Annotated in this window: 13 protein-coding genes and 2 pseudogenes; 3 read left to right on the forward strand and 12 right to left on the reverse strand. The window is 68.2% G+C overall.

Annotation, left to right across the window (positions count from 1 at the left end; all coding sequences use genetic code 11):
- Positions 1 to 23: 23 nt before the first annotated feature.
- Together ABZX85_RS47040 and ABZX85_RS47045 are read right to left on the reverse strand one after the other, a co-directional pair.
- Positions 24 to 242, reverse strand: coding sequence for a hypothetical protein (locus tag ABZX85_RS47040; protein ID WP_355884272.1), 219 nt, complete (start codon positions 240 to 242; stop codon positions 24 to 26).
- Positions 243 to 291: 49 nt separating this feature from the next.
- Positions 292 to 1,317 carry an NADP-dependent oxidoreductase gene (locus ABZX85_RS47045; RefSeq protein ID WP_355884274.1) on the reverse strand — a complete coding sequence of 342 codons (1,026 nt, stop codon included), beginning with the start codon at positions 1,315 to 1,317 and terminating at the stop codon, positions 292 to 294.
- Positions 1,318 to 1,370: 53 nt separating this feature from the next.
- Between ABZX85_RS47045 and ABZX85_RS47050 the strand changes: the two genes are divergently transcribed.
- The gene (locus ABZX85_RS47050; RefSeq protein ID WP_355884276.1) at positions 1,371 to 1,763 is read left to right on the forward strand and encodes a helix-turn-helix domain-containing protein; all 393 of its coding nucleotides are present in this window, start codon (positions 1,371 to 1,373) and stop codon (positions 1,761 to 1,763) included.
- Positions 1,764 to 1,891: 128 nt separating this feature from the next.
- Here ABZX85_RS47050 and ABZX85_RS47055 read toward each other — a convergent pair.
- Positions 1,892 to 2,074, reverse strand: a pseudogene (locus tag ABZX85_RS47055) (gfo/Idh/MocA family oxidoreductase); the annotation flags it as partial.
- A gap of 199 nt (positions 2,075 to 2,273) precedes the next feature.
- On the opposite strand from ABZX85_RS47055, the gene ABZX85_RS47060 reads away from it, so the two are divergent.
- The gene (locus ABZX85_RS47060) at positions 2,274 to 2,849 is read left to right on the forward strand and encodes a ribonuclease domain-containing protein (RefSeq protein WP_355884278.1); all 576 of its coding nucleotides are present in this window, start codon (positions 2,274 to 2,276) and stop codon (positions 2,847 to 2,849) included.
- A gap of 279 nt (positions 2,850 to 3,128) precedes the next feature.
- On the opposite strand, the gene ABZX85_RS47065 is transcribed toward ABZX85_RS47060, so the two are convergent.
- The 7 genes from ABZX85_RS47065 to ABZX85_RS47095 form a co-directional block, all read right to left on the reverse strand.
- Positions 3,129 to 4,181 (reverse strand): extracellular solute-binding protein, encoded by a 1,053-nt coding sequence (locus tag ABZX85_RS47065; RefSeq protein ID WP_355884280.1) that lies wholly within the window; start codon positions 4,179 to 4,181, stop codon positions 3,129 to 3,131.
- Between the two features lie 258 nt (positions 4,182 to 4,439).
- Complete coding sequence (locus ABZX85_RS47070) at positions 4,440 to 5,846, reverse strand: family 43 glycosylhydrolase (protein ID WP_355884282.1); 1,407 nt, start codon at positions 5,844 to 5,846, stop codon at positions 4,440 to 4,442.
- Between the two features lie 62 nt (positions 5,847 to 5,908).
- Positions 5,909 to 8,530: a family 78 glycoside hydrolase catalytic domain gene (locus ABZX85_RS47075; RefSeq protein WP_355884284.1), complete on the reverse strand. Its 2,622-nt coding sequence runs from the start codon at positions 8,528 to 8,530 to the stop codon at positions 5,909 to 5,911.
- Positions 8,527 to 9,426 (reverse strand): carbohydrate ABC transporter permease, encoded by a 900-nt coding sequence (locus ABZX85_RS47080; protein WP_355884286.1) that lies wholly within the window; start codon positions 9,424 to 9,426, stop codon positions 8,527 to 8,529. Before ABZX85_RS47080 ends, ABZX85_RS47075 begins: the two co-directional genes overlap by 4 nt.
- Positions 9,427 to 9,432: 6 nt before the next feature.
- On the reverse strand, positions 9,433 to 10,317 hold the full coding sequence (locus tag ABZX85_RS47085) for a sugar ABC transporter permease (protein WP_355884288.1): 885 nt from the start codon (positions 10,315 to 10,317) through the stop codon (positions 9,433 to 9,435).
- A gap of 55 nt (positions 10,318 to 10,372) precedes the next feature.
- Positions 10,373 to 11,668: an extracellular solute-binding protein gene (locus tag ABZX85_RS47090; protein WP_355884289.1), complete on the reverse strand. Its 1,296-nt coding sequence runs from the start codon at positions 11,666 to 11,668 to the stop codon at positions 10,373 to 10,375.
- Between the two features lie 329 nt (positions 11,669 to 11,997).
- Positions 11,998 to 13,041, reverse strand: coding sequence for a LacI family DNA-binding transcriptional regulator (locus tag ABZX85_RS47095; RefSeq protein WP_355884291.1), 1,044 nt, complete (start codon positions 13,039 to 13,041; stop codon positions 11,998 to 12,000).
- Between the two features lie 407 nt (positions 13,042 to 13,448).
- Here ABZX85_RS47095 and ABZX85_RS47100 point away from each other — a divergent pair, with 407 nt between their 5' ends.
- Positions 13,449 to 14,264 carry an SAM-dependent methyltransferase gene (locus ABZX85_RS47100; protein WP_355884293.1) on the forward strand — a complete coding sequence of 272 codons (816 nt, stop codon included), beginning with the start codon at positions 13,449 to 13,451 and terminating at the stop codon, positions 14,262 to 14,264.
- A 245-nt stretch (positions 14,265 to 14,509) separates the two neighbouring features.
- On the opposite strand, the gene ABZX85_RS47105 is transcribed toward ABZX85_RS47100, so the two are convergent.
- Positions 14,510 to 14,689 carry a hypothetical protein gene (locus ABZX85_RS47105; RefSeq protein WP_355884297.1) on the reverse strand — a complete coding sequence of 60 codons (180 nt, stop codon included), beginning with the start codon at positions 14,687 to 14,689 and terminating at the stop codon, positions 14,510 to 14,512.
- A gap of 298 nt (positions 14,690 to 14,987) precedes the next feature.
- Positions 14,988 to 15,473: pseudogene (locus ABZX85_RS47110) on the reverse strand (RNA polymerase subunit sigma-24); the annotation flags it as partial.

Consider the following 15,473-nt stretch of genomic DNA (forward strand, 5'->3'; position numbering starts at 1 on the left):
CGGAGGCTGGTTGGTCCGACTGATCAGCCTCCGGCCTGCGCCTCCTTGAAGAGTTGCCAGTTGAGGAAGAGCCTGGCGGCGGGGTGCTCGGTCTTCTTGAGGATCGCCTCGCGGTGACCCCACGCCGCGAAGGGATCGCCCGCGCACGCCGGCATGCCGACCGTCGTGGCCTTGGAGTCGCCGCCCGCGTCAGGGGCGACCCAGCCGCCGAGGCCGATCGCCTTCTTCCCCGCCGTCGTCACGTCTTGTTCTACACCCATCCATCGCGGGCGGAACCCGGAGTGCACTTGCTCACGGCATTGTGACGAGCATTTTGCCCATGTTCTCGCCACGCATCATACCGCTGAAAGCTCCGGGCAGAGCTTCTAGGCCATGGCGTTCGGTTGTCAGCGGAAGGATTTTCCCCTCTCTGACCCATTCGGTCAGTTCCGTGCGCGCGGCCGGGAACATGCCCGCGAAATGCAAAGGGGTGAAGAAGCGGAGGGTAAGTGCGCCCCGGATGAGAGGCCTGGAATCGATCATCAGGCTGTCCGCGTCGTTGAAGGTGGAGATCAGTCCGCACGCGACAATACGCGCACCTTGCTTCATGGCGTCCATGACGGTTTCACCGAGAGAGCCACCGACGTTGTCGTAATACAGGTCGACACCATCCGGCGCGTGTTTGCGGATCTGTTCGGCGAGATCGGGAGCGCGATAGTCCAGGGCGGCGTCGAAACCGAGGCGTTCCCGAAGAACACGCCTCTTCCCTTCGGTGCCGGCCAGGCCGATGACCCGCGCTCCTCGGATCTTCGCGATCTGACCGGCCAGGGAACCGACGTTACCCGCTGCGGCCGATACCACCACCGTTTCTCCTGCTTGGACACCACCGGCTCCGATCATCCCGGTATATGCGGTCAACCCGCCGGTGAGGCCGAGAACGGCGAGTGCGTGCGATGGTGTGCCGATACCCGCTTCCACCTGCTGGAGTTCGATCGACAGCGAATCCTCTTGCGGCGGCCAGACCGCCAGGTCCGCCCAGTCGAACCTCCCGGTCACCAGGTCGCCAGGGCGCACCCCGTCCGCGCGAGACTCGACCACCTCGGCGACCGCGTGACCGACGATCGCGGCACCGAGCCGCACCTGGGGGTGTATAGGGCTGTCGATACCGGTCAGTTGCCCACGCAACGTCGGATCGACCGAGAACACGACCGGGCGTGCCAGGACCTGCCCCTCCCGGAGATCGGGAAGTTCCCTCGTGCTGGTACTGAAGTGCCAGGGCTCGACCGGGCCCGAGGGAACGTACTGGTTCAACCACACGAATGACGAGGTGTGTGTCAAGGGGAGACTCCTTGCGATTGCCCTTTTCACGACCGTAAATCTATGCTCCCGTCATGGAAAGTACTGACAAAAAAGTAAGTATTCTCTCGGTGCAAGGCATCCATGATCCGCACTGCGGCATCGAGGGTGTCGAGCGCGCTCTCGCCGCATTGGAGGGGCGATGGAAGCTCAAGATCATTTTCCATTTGATGCGCGAGCAGCCACGCCGCTTCTCCTCGCTCGAACGCGCCATCCCCGGCGTGACCCAGAAGATGCTGATCCAACAGTTGCGCGCCCTTGAGCGGGATGGAATCGTGCTACGCACCGCATTTCCCGAATTGCCACCACATGTCGAATATCAGCTCACTGTCGAGGGAGCGGCACTGATTCCGGCGATGACAGCGCTCGCGGAATGGGCCGACAGTCACGACCGGTCCTCAGCAGAGCGACTCAAGGCCAGAGACTGACCTTCGAAGGCGGCTGATCCGAATGGCAGGGTTGCAGCGGGCGGTCTGCCGGGCGTTGACCGGGGGGAGGGCGCGGGTGGTGACCGTACGGAGGTGAAGGCGGCGCGCAGGTCAAGGGCTACGTACTAGAGCAACGGGTCGTCGAGGGAGAGCGTGGGCTTGGGTTCGAGCAGTTCGCTGATGTCCGTCACCCCCTTTTTGTCCTGCCAGAACGCCACCGTCGCGAGCTGCTCCGTGCTCGCCTCGGTGCCGAAGAACCGGAAGCGTGACTCCCGGATGTGGGAGGGGTAGCCGACCCGCCGGAACTCGCTGGGAGCCGTCGGAGCGGAACCCGTCACCCTCCGGGAACCAACGACCATGCGAAAGCGTGCGGCTCTCCGTCCGACTGGTATTGATTCGCCTGGTCAAAGGCGTATTGATTCCCGTGTCGGACCGGCTGGTAATTGCCGACCCCGTCAGTGTGGATGCAAGGCCGGTCACCGAGGTGGTGGCGGCTAACAGAAGGACGACATGCGAACCACCACGCATCGCACACGGCGCACCGTCACTCTCGGGCTTGCGGCCGCCGCTCTCGGCACGGCTCTCACCCTCGGCAACTCCGGTACGGCCATGGCAGCCCCCATCCCGCCGTCCGGCCCCAGCCAGAGCACCAGCAATTCCGCGACGGTGACCGGCGATCAGCAGCACCTCCAAGCACTGCCGAACGATATGCAGACGGGATTCGACCTCTGGTTCCACATGGGCTGGCCGAACTGGCGCAACATCGGCACCCGGCAGTGGTTCCTGGCGGGTTCCTTCGCGGACTCTCGCACTCACCAGCAGATACAGGAGAACATCTTCACGGGCGGCCAGTACAACGACCGGGACGGCGCTCTGCGGGACTTCATGAACGCGGGCGGGGCCGGGACGTCCGGCCCCGGCTACACGGGGACCTTCCAGGAGTACAACACGACCGTCTACACCACCCAAGGCACCAGTGCCGTCCCCAATCGCGACGCTCGCCGGATCGTCCGGGCTCTCAGCACGGGTGACGTCTGGTGGACCAGCGACCACTACTCCTCGTTCCACTACATGGGACGGTTCTGAGCGCTTACTGCCTCGCGTCTGCCCGAGTCGCGCGCGGCCGACCTCGGCATGGCCAGGCAGCTGCGCCATCACCCCACTTCTCAGTGGCTGTACCGCTGATACCAGACCGCGATGCGGCAGGTCACCCACCGATCTCGGTGGGTGACCTGCCGGACCAGCTGGCCGGGTCACGGCCGACCTTCTCGTTGTGAGCCGACGACGCGCTCTCCATTCGCCGAAAGCGCGATCGACGGACTGGCCGCTACGCCGAGCCGGCATCGGCGTAGCGGACCTCATGGCTCACTTTCCGGGGTGCGTGCCCAGGTACCCGGGCGTGGGATTGCCCTTGACCTCGCCTATGTACACCGTCATCTGCTGCCGCAGCCGCTCGGCCGCCTCACGGTCCCCCATGAACTTCGGGAAGCCGTCCACATTCGCGTTCTTGTACTCCCAGACCTGCTTCAGCCCGCTGGGCGCAGCGACATCGGTGCGTACCGACCAACCCCCGCTCTGGACCTCCTTGGAGAGCTGCCAGTTGAGGAAGAGCTTGGCGGCGGCGGGGTGCTTGGCCTTCTTGAGGATCGCCTCGCGCTGGCCCCACGCCACGAAGGGGTCATCCGTGCGCGGCAGCATACCGACGGTCTTGGCCTTCGGATCGGCGCCCGCGTCAGGGGTGACCCAGCCGCCGAGGCCGATGGCCTTCTTCCCTGCCGTCATCTGATTGCCCGCGGAGTCGGAGCCGCGCAGGAACTCGGTGTTCTTCGCCGTCCCGGCCAGCCAGTTCCATCCGAACTTCTTGACGTACAGGCTGTAGAGGTACAGCGTGGCGTCGTCGTCGTTCGGGTAGGCCGAGGCGATCTTTCCCTTCCACTTCGGGTCCGCGAAATCCTTCACGCTCTTCGGCGGGTTCGCGCCGACGAGGCTCTTGTTGTACGCGGCACCGAACGCGAGCACCCCCGTGGCGACCCACGCTCCGTCCTTGTCCTTGAACGCGTCGTAGACCTTGCCGAACCCCGCCGGCTTGTAGTCCATGAGCGCGCCCTGGTCCTTCCAGCGCGGGAAGTCCTGGAGCGTCTGGAGCTGGACGACGTCCGGGACCACGGTGTCGGTGGCGAGCTGGTTGTCGAGACGGGCGTCCTGGTACTTGCTGTAGTCGACGACCATCGTGACCTTGACGCCGGGGAACCGCTTCTCGAACGCCGTCTTCGTGGCGTCCTGCTGGTTCACCCAGTCCCCGCCCGCGTAGACGACCAGCTTGCCGCCCTCGGCCTTCGCCGCCGCGTACAGCTGGTCAAGAGTCTTGGTCTCTTCTCCCCCGGCCTTGCTGTCCGGAACTGCCGCTCCGGATATCACTACGCCAACGGCGGCAATAGTCGTAGCGGCGGTCAATGTGGCAAGCCCGACAGCAGGACGCTTCAGCATTCGATGGCTCCAGTCGGTTGCGGAGTACACACAGAAGGAAGAGAGGAACCCTGAGCACGACCACGACAGCGGTCGTGCTCAACTGGATCTCAGAATCCCCTCGACGAACGATTTACGCGACTTCAAGCGCCTTGCCGAGCAGCCGCTCCGGCGGTCCATGCTCGGTATGGGGGACAGGGTCTGGGTGCGTCAGACGACGTTCCAGTTCTGGTTGGCGCTGCCGTCGCACGCGTACTGTTTCAGCGGATCGCCGTTGCCCGAGGTCGGGGCGGTGAGGCACTTCCCGCTCTTGACGTTCTGGTAGACCACGTAACTGCCGAGCGTCCGGCCGCGCGTCCAGAGTTGGGCGGTGGACCCGTTGCAGCTCGCCTGGACGGCCGCCGCTCCTTCGGCGGTGGAACCGCCCTGCAACTGGAGGCACTTGCCGCTGTTGACGTTGACGAGCGCGACGTCGGAGCCTGAAGGGCTGGTCACCCATTGCTGGTTGGCGCCGGAGTTGCAGTTGCCGCCGTTCACCGGGGCGTTCTCGGCGGTGCTGAGGCCCCAGACGTCCGCGCACTTGTCCACGGCCTGGTTGTCCAGGTGGTTGTTCGCGGTGCCGAGCGGGGCGCCCAGGACGGGCCAGCCGGCGGTGGAGAAGGTGAGCTGCCGGATGTCGAGGGTCTCCCGGCCACCGGCGTCGGCGTCGTAGTAGTGGTAGGCGAGGAACTTGGCGGCTCCGTCGTCGTACGCGTCGGCCCCGCCGGCGGCGATCCGGGGGCGCGCGCCAGTCAGGACGGTGGTCCCACCGCCGGACGCCATGTCGACGCCGTTCTTGTCGAGGTACGGTCCAGTGATGCTGGTGGAGCGGCCGACCACGGTGTAGTAGGTGCTGTCGGTTCCGCTACAGCACAGGCCCTTCGAGCCGAAGAGGTAGTAGAAGCCGTTGTCGAGGGCGATCGTCGGGTTCTCGATGCCGACCGCGATGTGCCAGAGGTTGTTGTCGGTGGTGGACAGTTTTCCGGTGGTGGCGTCCAGGACGTGCATGTAGGTGCCGCTGCCGGTCCAGGAGCCCCAGGAGATGTAGAGCCGGCCGTCGGGTCCCCAGTCGACGTTGGGGTCGATCGGGTAGTTGACGTCCGTGACCATGCCCTGGTCGGTCCACGGGCCCTCGATGTTCGTGGCCGTGGCCAGGCCCATCACCGCGTAGTTCGTGCCCCACCGTGAACCCGCGTAGTACAGGTGGTACTTGCCGTTGAAGTACTTGATGTCGGGTGCCCAGAGGTTGGGCGGGGTGGAGCCGAGTGCGGCGGTGATCCAGGACGGGACCGCGTTGAAGATGTTCCCCACCTTGGTCCAGCCGGCCGCCGCGGAGCCGCCGCAGGTCTTGCGGAGGGTGGGGGAACCGCTGGGGTTCTGGGCGTCGTTCTCGAAGCCGGTGGAGAAGCCGTAGTAGCAGGTGCCGACCTTGATGAGGCTCGGGTCGTGCATCCGGACGTCGCCGCTGAGGGCCTGCGCGGGGGAGGCGGTGACCAGGCCGAGGAGACAGAGGAGGGCGACCAGGGTGGCGGCGAGGGCGGAACGCCGGTGCCGTCCGGGTCTTGCGGAACTGGGCATGCGAGAACTCCTTTGTTTCGCTGCGATGTCGACACGGGCCGTGGCCGGGGAGACCACGGAGTTCATGCGGTGTCGCGGCCGTGCTGTGGCCGCGATGTGGTGGTGGTCCCGGTGGGCAGGTCGGTGACACCGCCGTCGGGCCACTCGATGCGTCCCGTGGCCCCGGTGGGCACGGTCGTCTCGACGACGAGTTCCGCCTCGCGCAGCTCCCAGCGGATCGCCACCCGGCCGTACGGCGACTCGTGGGCGGCTCGCGCCCACGTGAGGCCGCCCCCGGGGCGGGGCCGGAAGACGATGTCGCGGTATCCCGGCGCGTTCGCTACGAGCCCGGCGACCGTGGTGTGCAGCCACCGGGCGATCGCGCCGAGGGCGTAGTGGTTGAACGAGGTCATCTCGCCCGGGTTGACCGTGCCGTCGGGGAGCATGCTGTCCCAGCGTTCCCAGATCGTGGTGGCGTCGTGTTTGAGTGCGTACAGCCACGACGGGCAGTCCTGCTGGAGGAGCAGGGAGTAGGCGGTGTCGTCGTGTCCGGTGGCGCTCAGCGCGGGTGCCACGAGCGGGGTGCCGATGAACCCGGTCTGGATGGTGTGGCCGCCTTCGGCGACCAGGCCGGCCAGTCGCCGTCCGGCCGCCGCTCGCGTCGGCGCGTCGGGGAGCAGGCCGAACTGGAGGGCCACGGCGTAGGCGGTCTGGGTGTCGCTGGTCATCCGGCCGTCGGGCAGCAGGTAGGCGTCGGTGAACGCCTGCCGGACGTGGCGCGCGAGTCCGTCGTAGTGTCGGCGTTCGTCCTCGCGTCCCAGTACCTCGGCGGTGCGGGCCACCTGGTGCAGGGACCGGGCGTAGTACGCGGAGGCGATGAGATGCCGGTCGGTGCGCCCGGCTCCCGGGTCCTGCGGGGGTGCGAACGGGTCGAGCCAGTCGCCGAGTTGGTAGCCGTGGCGCCACAGGCCCGCCTCGTCGGCGAGTGTGGTGATCAGGTCGACCCAGCGGCGGGCGCCGTCGTACTGCGCGGCGAGCAGGCCGGTGTCGCCCGAGGCCCGGTAGAGGTCCCACGGGGTGAGTGCGACGACGTCGCCCCAGCCGGCGCCCGGCCGGGCCGGGGTCCACTGCTCGCCGCCGGGTATCTCGGGGACGTACCAGGGGACGGTTCCGTCCTCGTGCTGCTCGACGGCGACGTCCCGCAGCCAGGAGGCGAGCATGCCGTGGCAGTCGTACAGGAAGGCGGCGGTGGGCGCGAAGATCTGGATGTCGCCGGTCCAGCCGAGGCGTTCGTCGCGCTGCGGACAGTCGGTGGGTATGTCGACGAAGTTGCCGCGCAGGCTCCACACCACGTTCTCGTGCAACCGGTTGACCTGCTCGTTGGAGCAGGTGAACCAGCCGGTGCGGGCCATGTCGGTGTGGTGGACCCGGGCGACGACGTCGCGGTACGGGTCGCCGTGGCCCCAGCCGGTGATCTCGGCGTACCGGAACCCGTGGATCGTGAACCGCGGTTCCCAGGTCTCGGGGCCGCCGCCGCGCAGCGTGTACCGGTCGGTGGACACGGCGTCACGGAGGGGACGGACGCACAGTTCGCCGTCCTGGAGCACCTCAGCGTGCCGGACCGTCACCGTGTGTCCGGCCGGACCGGCCGTGGTGAACCGGACCCGGCCGACGAGGTTCTGCCCGAAGTCGACCAGCAGCCGGTCCCCGTCCAGCCGGGTCACCGACGCCGGCGGGATCTCCTGGGTGCGGCGGACCGGCGGACCGGTGGGCGCGACGAGCGTCGCGGGGTCCCGGTCGACGAGGTCCACGGGCGACCAGCCGGCGTCGTCGAATCCGGGCCGGGACCAGCCGGAGGGTTCGGCCCGCGCGTCGTAGGTCTCGCCGTCGAGCAGTCCCGAGGAGAGGATCGGGCCCTGTCCGGCGCGCCAGGAGGTGTCGGTGGCGACGACCGTGACGGTGCCGTCGTGGTGGACGATCTCCAACTGGGCCAGGAGCGCGACCCGTTCGCCGTAGAGGTCGGCGTGGCCGCCGCCGAAGCCGAGCCGGCCCCGGTACCAGCCGTCGGCCAGCCAGGCGCCGATGGCGTTGGCGCCGGCGCGCAGGTGGTCGGTGACGTCGTGGGTCTGGTAGCGCAGTCGGTGTGCGTAGCTGGTCCAGCCGGGCGCGAGCGTGTGGTCGCCGACCCTCCGGCCGTTGATCTCGATCTCGTACAGGCCGTGTGCGGTGACGTAGAGCCGGGCCCGCTCCACTTCCGCGTCGACGGTGAACTCCCGGCGCAGCAGGGGCGGTCGGCGGTCGGCGCCGAGCAGCGCGGACCAGCGTTCCTCCGGCTCCTGCCGGGGCGAGACCGCGCGCGCCGTCCAATCGGCCGGGGCCAGCAGACCTGTCTCGACGCGCAGCGGCGGGCTCCATGTGCCGACGCTCCGGTCGGTGCCGCGCACCCTGACCCGGATCTCGCAGATCTCCCGCGACGCCAGCGGGGCCAGGTGCCAGGGGACGAGTACGGAATCGGGCGAGGTCACCCACTCCGTGCGGTGCGTCCCGTCGTCGCGTGTCGCCTCGATCTGATAGCCCGATTGCGTCCAGCCGGCGGGAGCGGTGGTCTTCCAGGACAGGCGCGGCGAGGACTCGCCGATGCCGAGGGGCTCCCGGTGGTGTTCCGCGGTGGGCGCGGCCGTCCGGGGCTTGCGCCGGTCGCTCATCCCTTCACCGCCCCTGCGGTCAGGCCCTTGATGATGCGCTGGTTGATCAGGAGGTAGAGAACGAGAGCTCCTACGACGTTGATGCTGATGGCGGCGAACAGCGGGCCGTAGGCCGTCTCGCCGTACTGGCCGGTGAAGTTGAGGAGTCCGACCTGGATGGTGCGCAGGTCGTCGTCGGTGGTGAAGGTGAGCGAGACGAGCAGGTCGTTCCAGATGAAGAAGAACTGGACCAGCGCGACCGTGAAGACGGCGTTGCGCACGACGGGGAAGCCGATCCGCCAGAAGGCGGTGAGTATGCCCGCTCCGTCGAGGGTGGCCGCCTCGAACATCTCGCGCGGGACCGCCCGGAAGTACGTGGCCATCATGAAGACCGTGAGCGGCAGGCCCACCGCGGTGTAGGTGATGATCAGCGGCCACATCGTCCCGGACAGCCCGGTCTGGAAGTACACCCGGAACAACGGCAGCAGAATCATCTGGCTCGGCACCATGATCCCCACCAGGAAGACCAGGAGGACCTGGTGGCGGCCACGCCAGATCATGACCTCCAGGGCGAAGCCGGCCGCGGTGCCGAGGACGACGATGAGCGCGAGCGAGGGCGCGGTGGCCAGCAGGCTGTTGCGGATGTAGAGGCCGACGTGTCCGGTCGTCCACGCGTCGGCGTAGTTCTGGAAGTCCCACTTGCCCGGCAGTGACCAGGCGGGGTCGTTCACGAACTCGGACTGGGTCTTGAAGGAACTGAGCACCAGCCACAGCAGGGGTGCCGTCTCGACGGCCACGAGCAGGGTGACGAGGACGTTGCGGGCCAGGCGCCGGGCGTGTGCCCGTCCTCGGGTGGGTTGTGCGGACCGGGGTCGGGTGGGCGCTTCGCGCGGCGGCGCCGTCAGGGTGTCGGTCATGGGAGTTCAGCCCTTGGTCAGGTCGCGGCGCGAGAAGCGGAAGACGATCAGGGTGACGCCGAGGCAGACGGCGGTGAGCAGCGAGGCGATGGTGCTGCCGTAGCCGTAGTCGCCGTAGGAGAAGGCGGCGCGGAACATGTAGAGGGTGAGGGGGGTGGTGTCGCTGCCCGGTCCGCCGTTCGTCAGGGCGAGGACCGAGTCGAACACCTTGAGGGTGCCGTTGATGCTGAACACGATCGACGACAGCAGCACGGGTGCGGACAGCGGGAGCACGATGTGCCGGATGAGGCGCCAGCCGGTGGCGCCGTCGAGGCGCGCCGATTCGAGCGTCTCCTCGGGGATGTCGAGGAGTCCGGCGAAGATGAGGACGCCGTAGAAGCCCATGGAGCGCCAGACGTCCATGACGACCAGGACGATGAAGGAGCCGGTGCCACTGGCGAACCAGTCGCCGTGGTGGATGCCGACCCCCTCCAGGGCGACGTTGGCGAGGCCGTTCTGCGGCGCGACGGCGAAGAGTTTCTGGAACATCAGGGCCACGGCGACGGTCGGAAGGATCACCGGGAAGAACACCAGCGTGCGGACGACGGCGGACGACTTCCGCAGGACGAACACGTAGAGCAGCGCGAGGAGATACCCGCAGACGATCTGCCCGGCGCTGACGGCGACCCCGTACTTGAACGTGAACCACAGCGCCGAGTGGGCCTGCGGGTCGTTCCAGAGTTTCTCGAAGTTGCCGAGCCCTCCGAAGGTGAACCCCTCGATGACGTTGCCCTTGAAGAAGGTGTAGCCGAGGGACCAGCCCATCGGCACCAGCATCACCAGGGTGTACACCAGCAGCGCCGGGCCGAGCAGGACGGCGATGGCGCGGCGGTCTCCCAGAACTGAACGCATGACGGCTCTCTCACGAAGGGGGGGTTGACGCGGTTCAACGGTCGGTCCGGCGGTGTCAGCCGTTGTCGAGGTCGGACTGGACCTTCTGCATGAAGTCCTTCGCGGAGACGGCTCCGGTGACGAGCGGCGCGGCGTTCGTCTGACTGGTCTCGGTCGCCTTCGTGTTGAACAGCGCCTCGAACCACAGGACGCTGGTCGTGGTGTTCGTGATGGTGTCCTGGACCGTCTTGGTGAGCGGCGGAAGAGTTCCGGTGTCGCCGTTCGGCTTGAACCCGGAGACGGTGCCCTGGTCCTTGAGCGATCCCGCGCCGTAGTTCTTGGCGATGCAGGAGAGCCAGTCCCCGACCTCGGCGTTGTAGGACTTCGCGGAGACGGCGACCGGGAGGCCGACGTTGGCCGGGATCTGGTCGGTGCTGCCCTTGCCGCCTGCGACGGCGGGGAACGGCATGAAGCCGACGTTCTCGGCGCCGATCCTGTTCTTGGCCTTGTCGTTGAAGTCGCCGAGCGCCCAGCTGCCCATGTAGAACATGGCGGCCTTGCCGGTGAGGAACTGCTGGGTCGCGGTGTCGTAGTCGATCGAGCCGACACCCTTGCCGAAGTAGCCCGCCTTCCCCAGGTCGGCGACGGCCTGGGCGGCCTTGACGTACTCGGGGTCGGTCAGCTTGGCCTTGCCGTCCGCCACGGCCTTCAGGGCGTCGGGGCCGAGCGAGCGGTAGAGGTAGCCGCTGACGAGGCGGGTGAGGGGCCAGCCGTCCTTGCCGTCCGCGGAGAACGCGGTGAGGCCGGCGGCCTTGAACTTCGCGGCGGCGGCGACCAGTTCGTCGTAGGTGGTGGGGACCGGGACGCCGTGGTCGGTGAAGAGCTTCTTGTTGTACCAGATGCCCTCGATGTTGAACTGGTACGGCATGACGTTGAACTTGCCGTACAGGTTCTCGACGGTCTTGACGGCCGCCGGCTGGATGTCGTCCCAGACGCCGAGGTCCTTGAGCGTCTTCTCCAGGTCGAGGACCTGGCCCGCCTTGTCCAGGGTCTTGGTGAGCTGGGGGGTGCCGCCGGCGGCGAACTGCACGGGCAGCGCGTTCTGTCCGGCGAGGAGCTGCACCTTCTGGTCGACGTTGCTGATCGGCAGGGTCTGGATCTTCAGCGGGAGGGCCTTGTTCTGCGTGGCGCACGCGCCCTTGCCGAGAGCGGTGAGCTCCTCCTGCACGATGTGGTTGTCGTCGTTGATGGTGAGGCCGAACTCGTCGGCCTCGCTGCCGGAGGAGCTGCCGCCTCCACAGGCGCTCAGCAGGAGACTCGTGGTGGTGGCGGTCGTCAGGAAGGCGGTGCGGCGGGTTCTGAGGGGGCGCATGGGGTAACTCCTCGGCACGCAGTGCGTTGAAACGCTTCAATCGCGAGATGCCGGGAACTTATGGCCGGTCTTCGCCGTGTGTCAAGGAGCTGTCGGGGATGTTTCCGAACCGCGTCCGGGGCGCGCGGGACGGACTGTCCGCCGCGCGAGGGAAGAAGCGGCAGGTCAGAGCCGCGTGTCCGGCGGCCGTGAGTGCCGCGACGGTGGGGGCCCGGCTGCGGGGGGGAGCCGGGTTCAGGTACGACCCGGAAGATCACGCAAGGTGTGCGGGTCCTGTCGGGCCTCGCACACCTTCAGGTGCCGTCGCCCGGAGTGAGCGTGCGGGGCGGTCAGAGCGGCGCGCTGGCGCGGACGATCAGTTCGGGCTCCAGCACGACGGTGGCGTGGCGATGCTGCCCGCCCGAGGCGACCTCGTCCATCAGCAGCCGGATCGCCTCCCGCCCCATCATCCGGCCCGGCATGTCCACCGCGGTCAACGGCACCACCGCGGCGCCCGCCGACCGGTTGTTCTCGCAGCCGACGATCGCGATCTGGTCCGGCACCCGGATTCCCGCCACGGTGTGCAGTTCGTGGATGACGGCATTGGCCAGCTCGTCGGTGACGACGACGAGGCCGTCCGGCAGATCGCCGGGCGCCCTGCACGCCAGTTCCCGGCCGACCGCGTGGCCGTGGGACGCCTTCAGGCCGGCGCTGTCGATCTCCTCCAGGGTGACGCCGGGCCCCGCCTCCTCGACCGCCTCGCGCACTCCCCTGCGCCGGTCACGGACGGGCTGGTAGTCGTCGTGCGCGACCACGAAGGCCAGCCGCGTGCACCCGGTGTCGATGAGGTGACGGGCCGCCAGGTATCCGACGTGCTCGTTGTTCACCAGCACCGAGCAGCAAGTCCCTGGTCGCGGGGCGTAGTTGAGGAGCACGACCTGGCGGCCGTGCGAACGGATGCGGGCTATGCCGGCCGTGGAGTCCTCCATCGGCGCCAGCAGCACCCCGGTCACCCGGGACTCGTCGAAGAGGTCGAGATACTCGTCCTGAAGCGTCATGTCGCAGGCGGTGTTCGCGAGCAGCAGGTTCTGGCCCACCGCGCGGGCGGCGCCCTGGGCGCCGTGCGCCATGTCGATGAACAGGGAGTTCTCGATGTCGGCGAGCACCAGGCCGATGCTGTTGGTCGAGCCCGAGACCAGCGAGCGGGCCGCGTCGTTGCGCACGAAACCCAGCCGGCGGATGGCTTCGCGGACCCGCTCGGCGGTGGCCGGGCTCACCTTGGCCGGATGGTTCAGCACGTTGGAGACGGTGCCGACCGAGACGCCTGCGGCGTCGGCGACGTCCTGCATGCTCGGACCGGCGTGCCCCTGCGCTCGCGGGCGGGCGGTTGCCACAGTGCTCCTCGACCTCCGGTCTCATCCGCCCGGGACCGGGTGGCACTCGGAGTGACCACGTCGCCGCAGGCAGACGGCAGAATACATGACACGCTTTGAAGCGTTCAAACAGTGGCGCTCCACCACGGGCCGATGAGATCTCTCCAGCCGAGAAAATCAGCCAGCACACAAGGACTCGGAGTGCCAAAAAGTCCTTAAGTTGAGTAATAGTCGCTTTCCAGCAAGCTTCCTCCACGAGCTCGTAAGCTCCCTGCGGGCCTTCGAATTGAAACGCGTAAACAAGACCGGCGCAAAGACTCCAGGAACTCGCGTACGGCAGAATGACCGTCTACCGATCTGCCGTAGCCCGGCTGTGACCCCAAGTGCCCCATTCCCCAAGGCCCTTGGGTGCGCGAGGAGAGGAAGACGTGAGCGAGAAGCAGAGCACCGACTCCACGGAGCAACGACTCGACACCCGGACGGCGCACAACGCTCGCGTGTGGAACTACTGGCAGGGCGGCAAGAACAACTACGAGGTCGACCGGCAGGTGGGCGAGCACGTCGCCGGAATGATCCCCGTCATCCGTGACATCGCGCGCACCGACCGGGAATTCCTCGGCCGCGCCGTGCACCGCCTGGCCCAGCAGCACGGCATCCGTCAGTTCCTCGACATCGGCGCCGGCCTGCCCGCCCTGGAGAACACCCACGAGATCGCCCAGCGGATCGCCCCCGAGTCGCGGGTCGTCTACGTCGACAACGACCCCATGGTCCTCGCACACGCCCGCACCCTGCCGACCGGCGCTCCGGAGGGCGCCACCGACTACATCGACGCCGACGTGCACGACCCGGACGCCGTCCTGCGCATCGCCGGACGCACACTCGACCTCACCGAGCCCACCGCGCTGATGCTGCTCGGCATCCTCAACTTCGTCCTCGACGGCGACGAGGCGCGAGCCATCGCAGGCCGGCTCGTGGAGGCGCTCCCCTCCGGCAGCTTCCTCGTCCTGACCCACCCCACCACGGAGCCCGACCTCGGCGGCCACCTCCAGCTGGAGGCGATGGAGTTCTGGAACGCCAACGCCACACCTCCGGTCACCGCCCGCAGCAGCGACGAAGTCGCCCAGTACTTCGACGGACTCACACTCCTGGAGCCCGGCCTCGTGTCCTGCTCACTGTGGCACCCGGAACCCGGCGAAGAACCCGTCGTCGTACCCCAGCTCGGAGCCGTGGCACGAAAGCCGTGACCTCCCGCTCCGCCCCCTGAACCGACGGCTCGCGCGCCCGGTGCCGAACGCCGTCACGGCCGAAGGGCTCACGATCGGCGTGGAAGCGTCAGGAGGGGAGCGTCAGTCACCGCTCCTGGTCGAGGCCGGGCGGGAGCCGTCCACCCAGGTACTCCGGCTCATCGCCGAGGGCGGCACCCCGAAGTCGATCGCAGAGAAACTGAAAGGAGACGTGCACCGGGGTGTGGACCGATACGGCGGTCGACTCACGATGTCCGAACACTGTGGCCTCGTGGACATCGCAGGCGGCCAGGTGGGCCGGTTCCGGGCACGACCATCGCGACAGCGGCGGGCCGCCCCGGGCGTTTGCGGTCGCCCGGTCCCAGCAGGCCCAGGTCCGCGAGCCGGCCCCGCCATGTGCGCGCGGTGTCCACGTGCGCTCCCATCTCGACGGCGATACGCGGGTCGGACCTGCGTCGAGCCGCCCGGAGCACGGTCTGCGCCCGCTCCCTGGCCCGGTGCTCGGGCTTGTGGCCCCAGGCCGCCTTCGTCGACCGGTGCCGCTCGGCGGCGGTCAGGACTGTCGGGCGCGGGGCGGCAACAGGCAAGGCAGGCAAGGCAGGCAAGCCGATCAGCAGAAGTGGATCACGACGGGCGCAGCCTGCCGCGTCACGCTTTCACCTGGGCCGGGGCTGTGCTGGGGCAGCGGGGTGCTCCGGGGGGCGTCGGCAACGATCGGGCTGGTCAGGAGAGTTGGTGCCGGGTGCCGTGGGTGATGGCGTGGAGTTTGTCGGGGTTGGCGACGTTGTGGATGGTCGAGATGCGGCCTTGCGGGTCGAAGTCGAAGGTCAGTGTGGCGATCACGCGGTCCGGGCCGCGGAAGACGAGGCCCGGGCCGCCGTTGATCCAGGTGAGTTCTGCCCGCATCTGATCGGGCGTGATGCCCTGGTAGGTGACGGTGCCGAGCGTGGCGAACCAACTCGCCACGGTCTGAAGGCCGATGACCGGTTTGAGGGCCTGGCGGACTTTGCCGCCGCCGTCGGTCCACAGCGTCACGTCGGGGGAGAGCAGTTCCATGAGGGTGTTGATGTCGCCGCCCGCCGTCGCCGCGAAGAAGCGTTCGGTGACGTCGCGCCGGCGGGCGGGGTCGGTGGTGAAGCGGGGCCGGCGGGCCTGGACGTGTTCGCGGGCGCGGTGCGCGGCCTGCCGGACCGCCGGCTCCGAGCGTTC

It is taken from the genome of Streptomyces sp. NPDC004539, assembly GCF_040610055.1.
Taxonomy (GTDB): domain Bacteria; phylum Actinomycetota; class Actinomycetes; order Streptomycetales; family Streptomycetaceae; genus Streptomyces.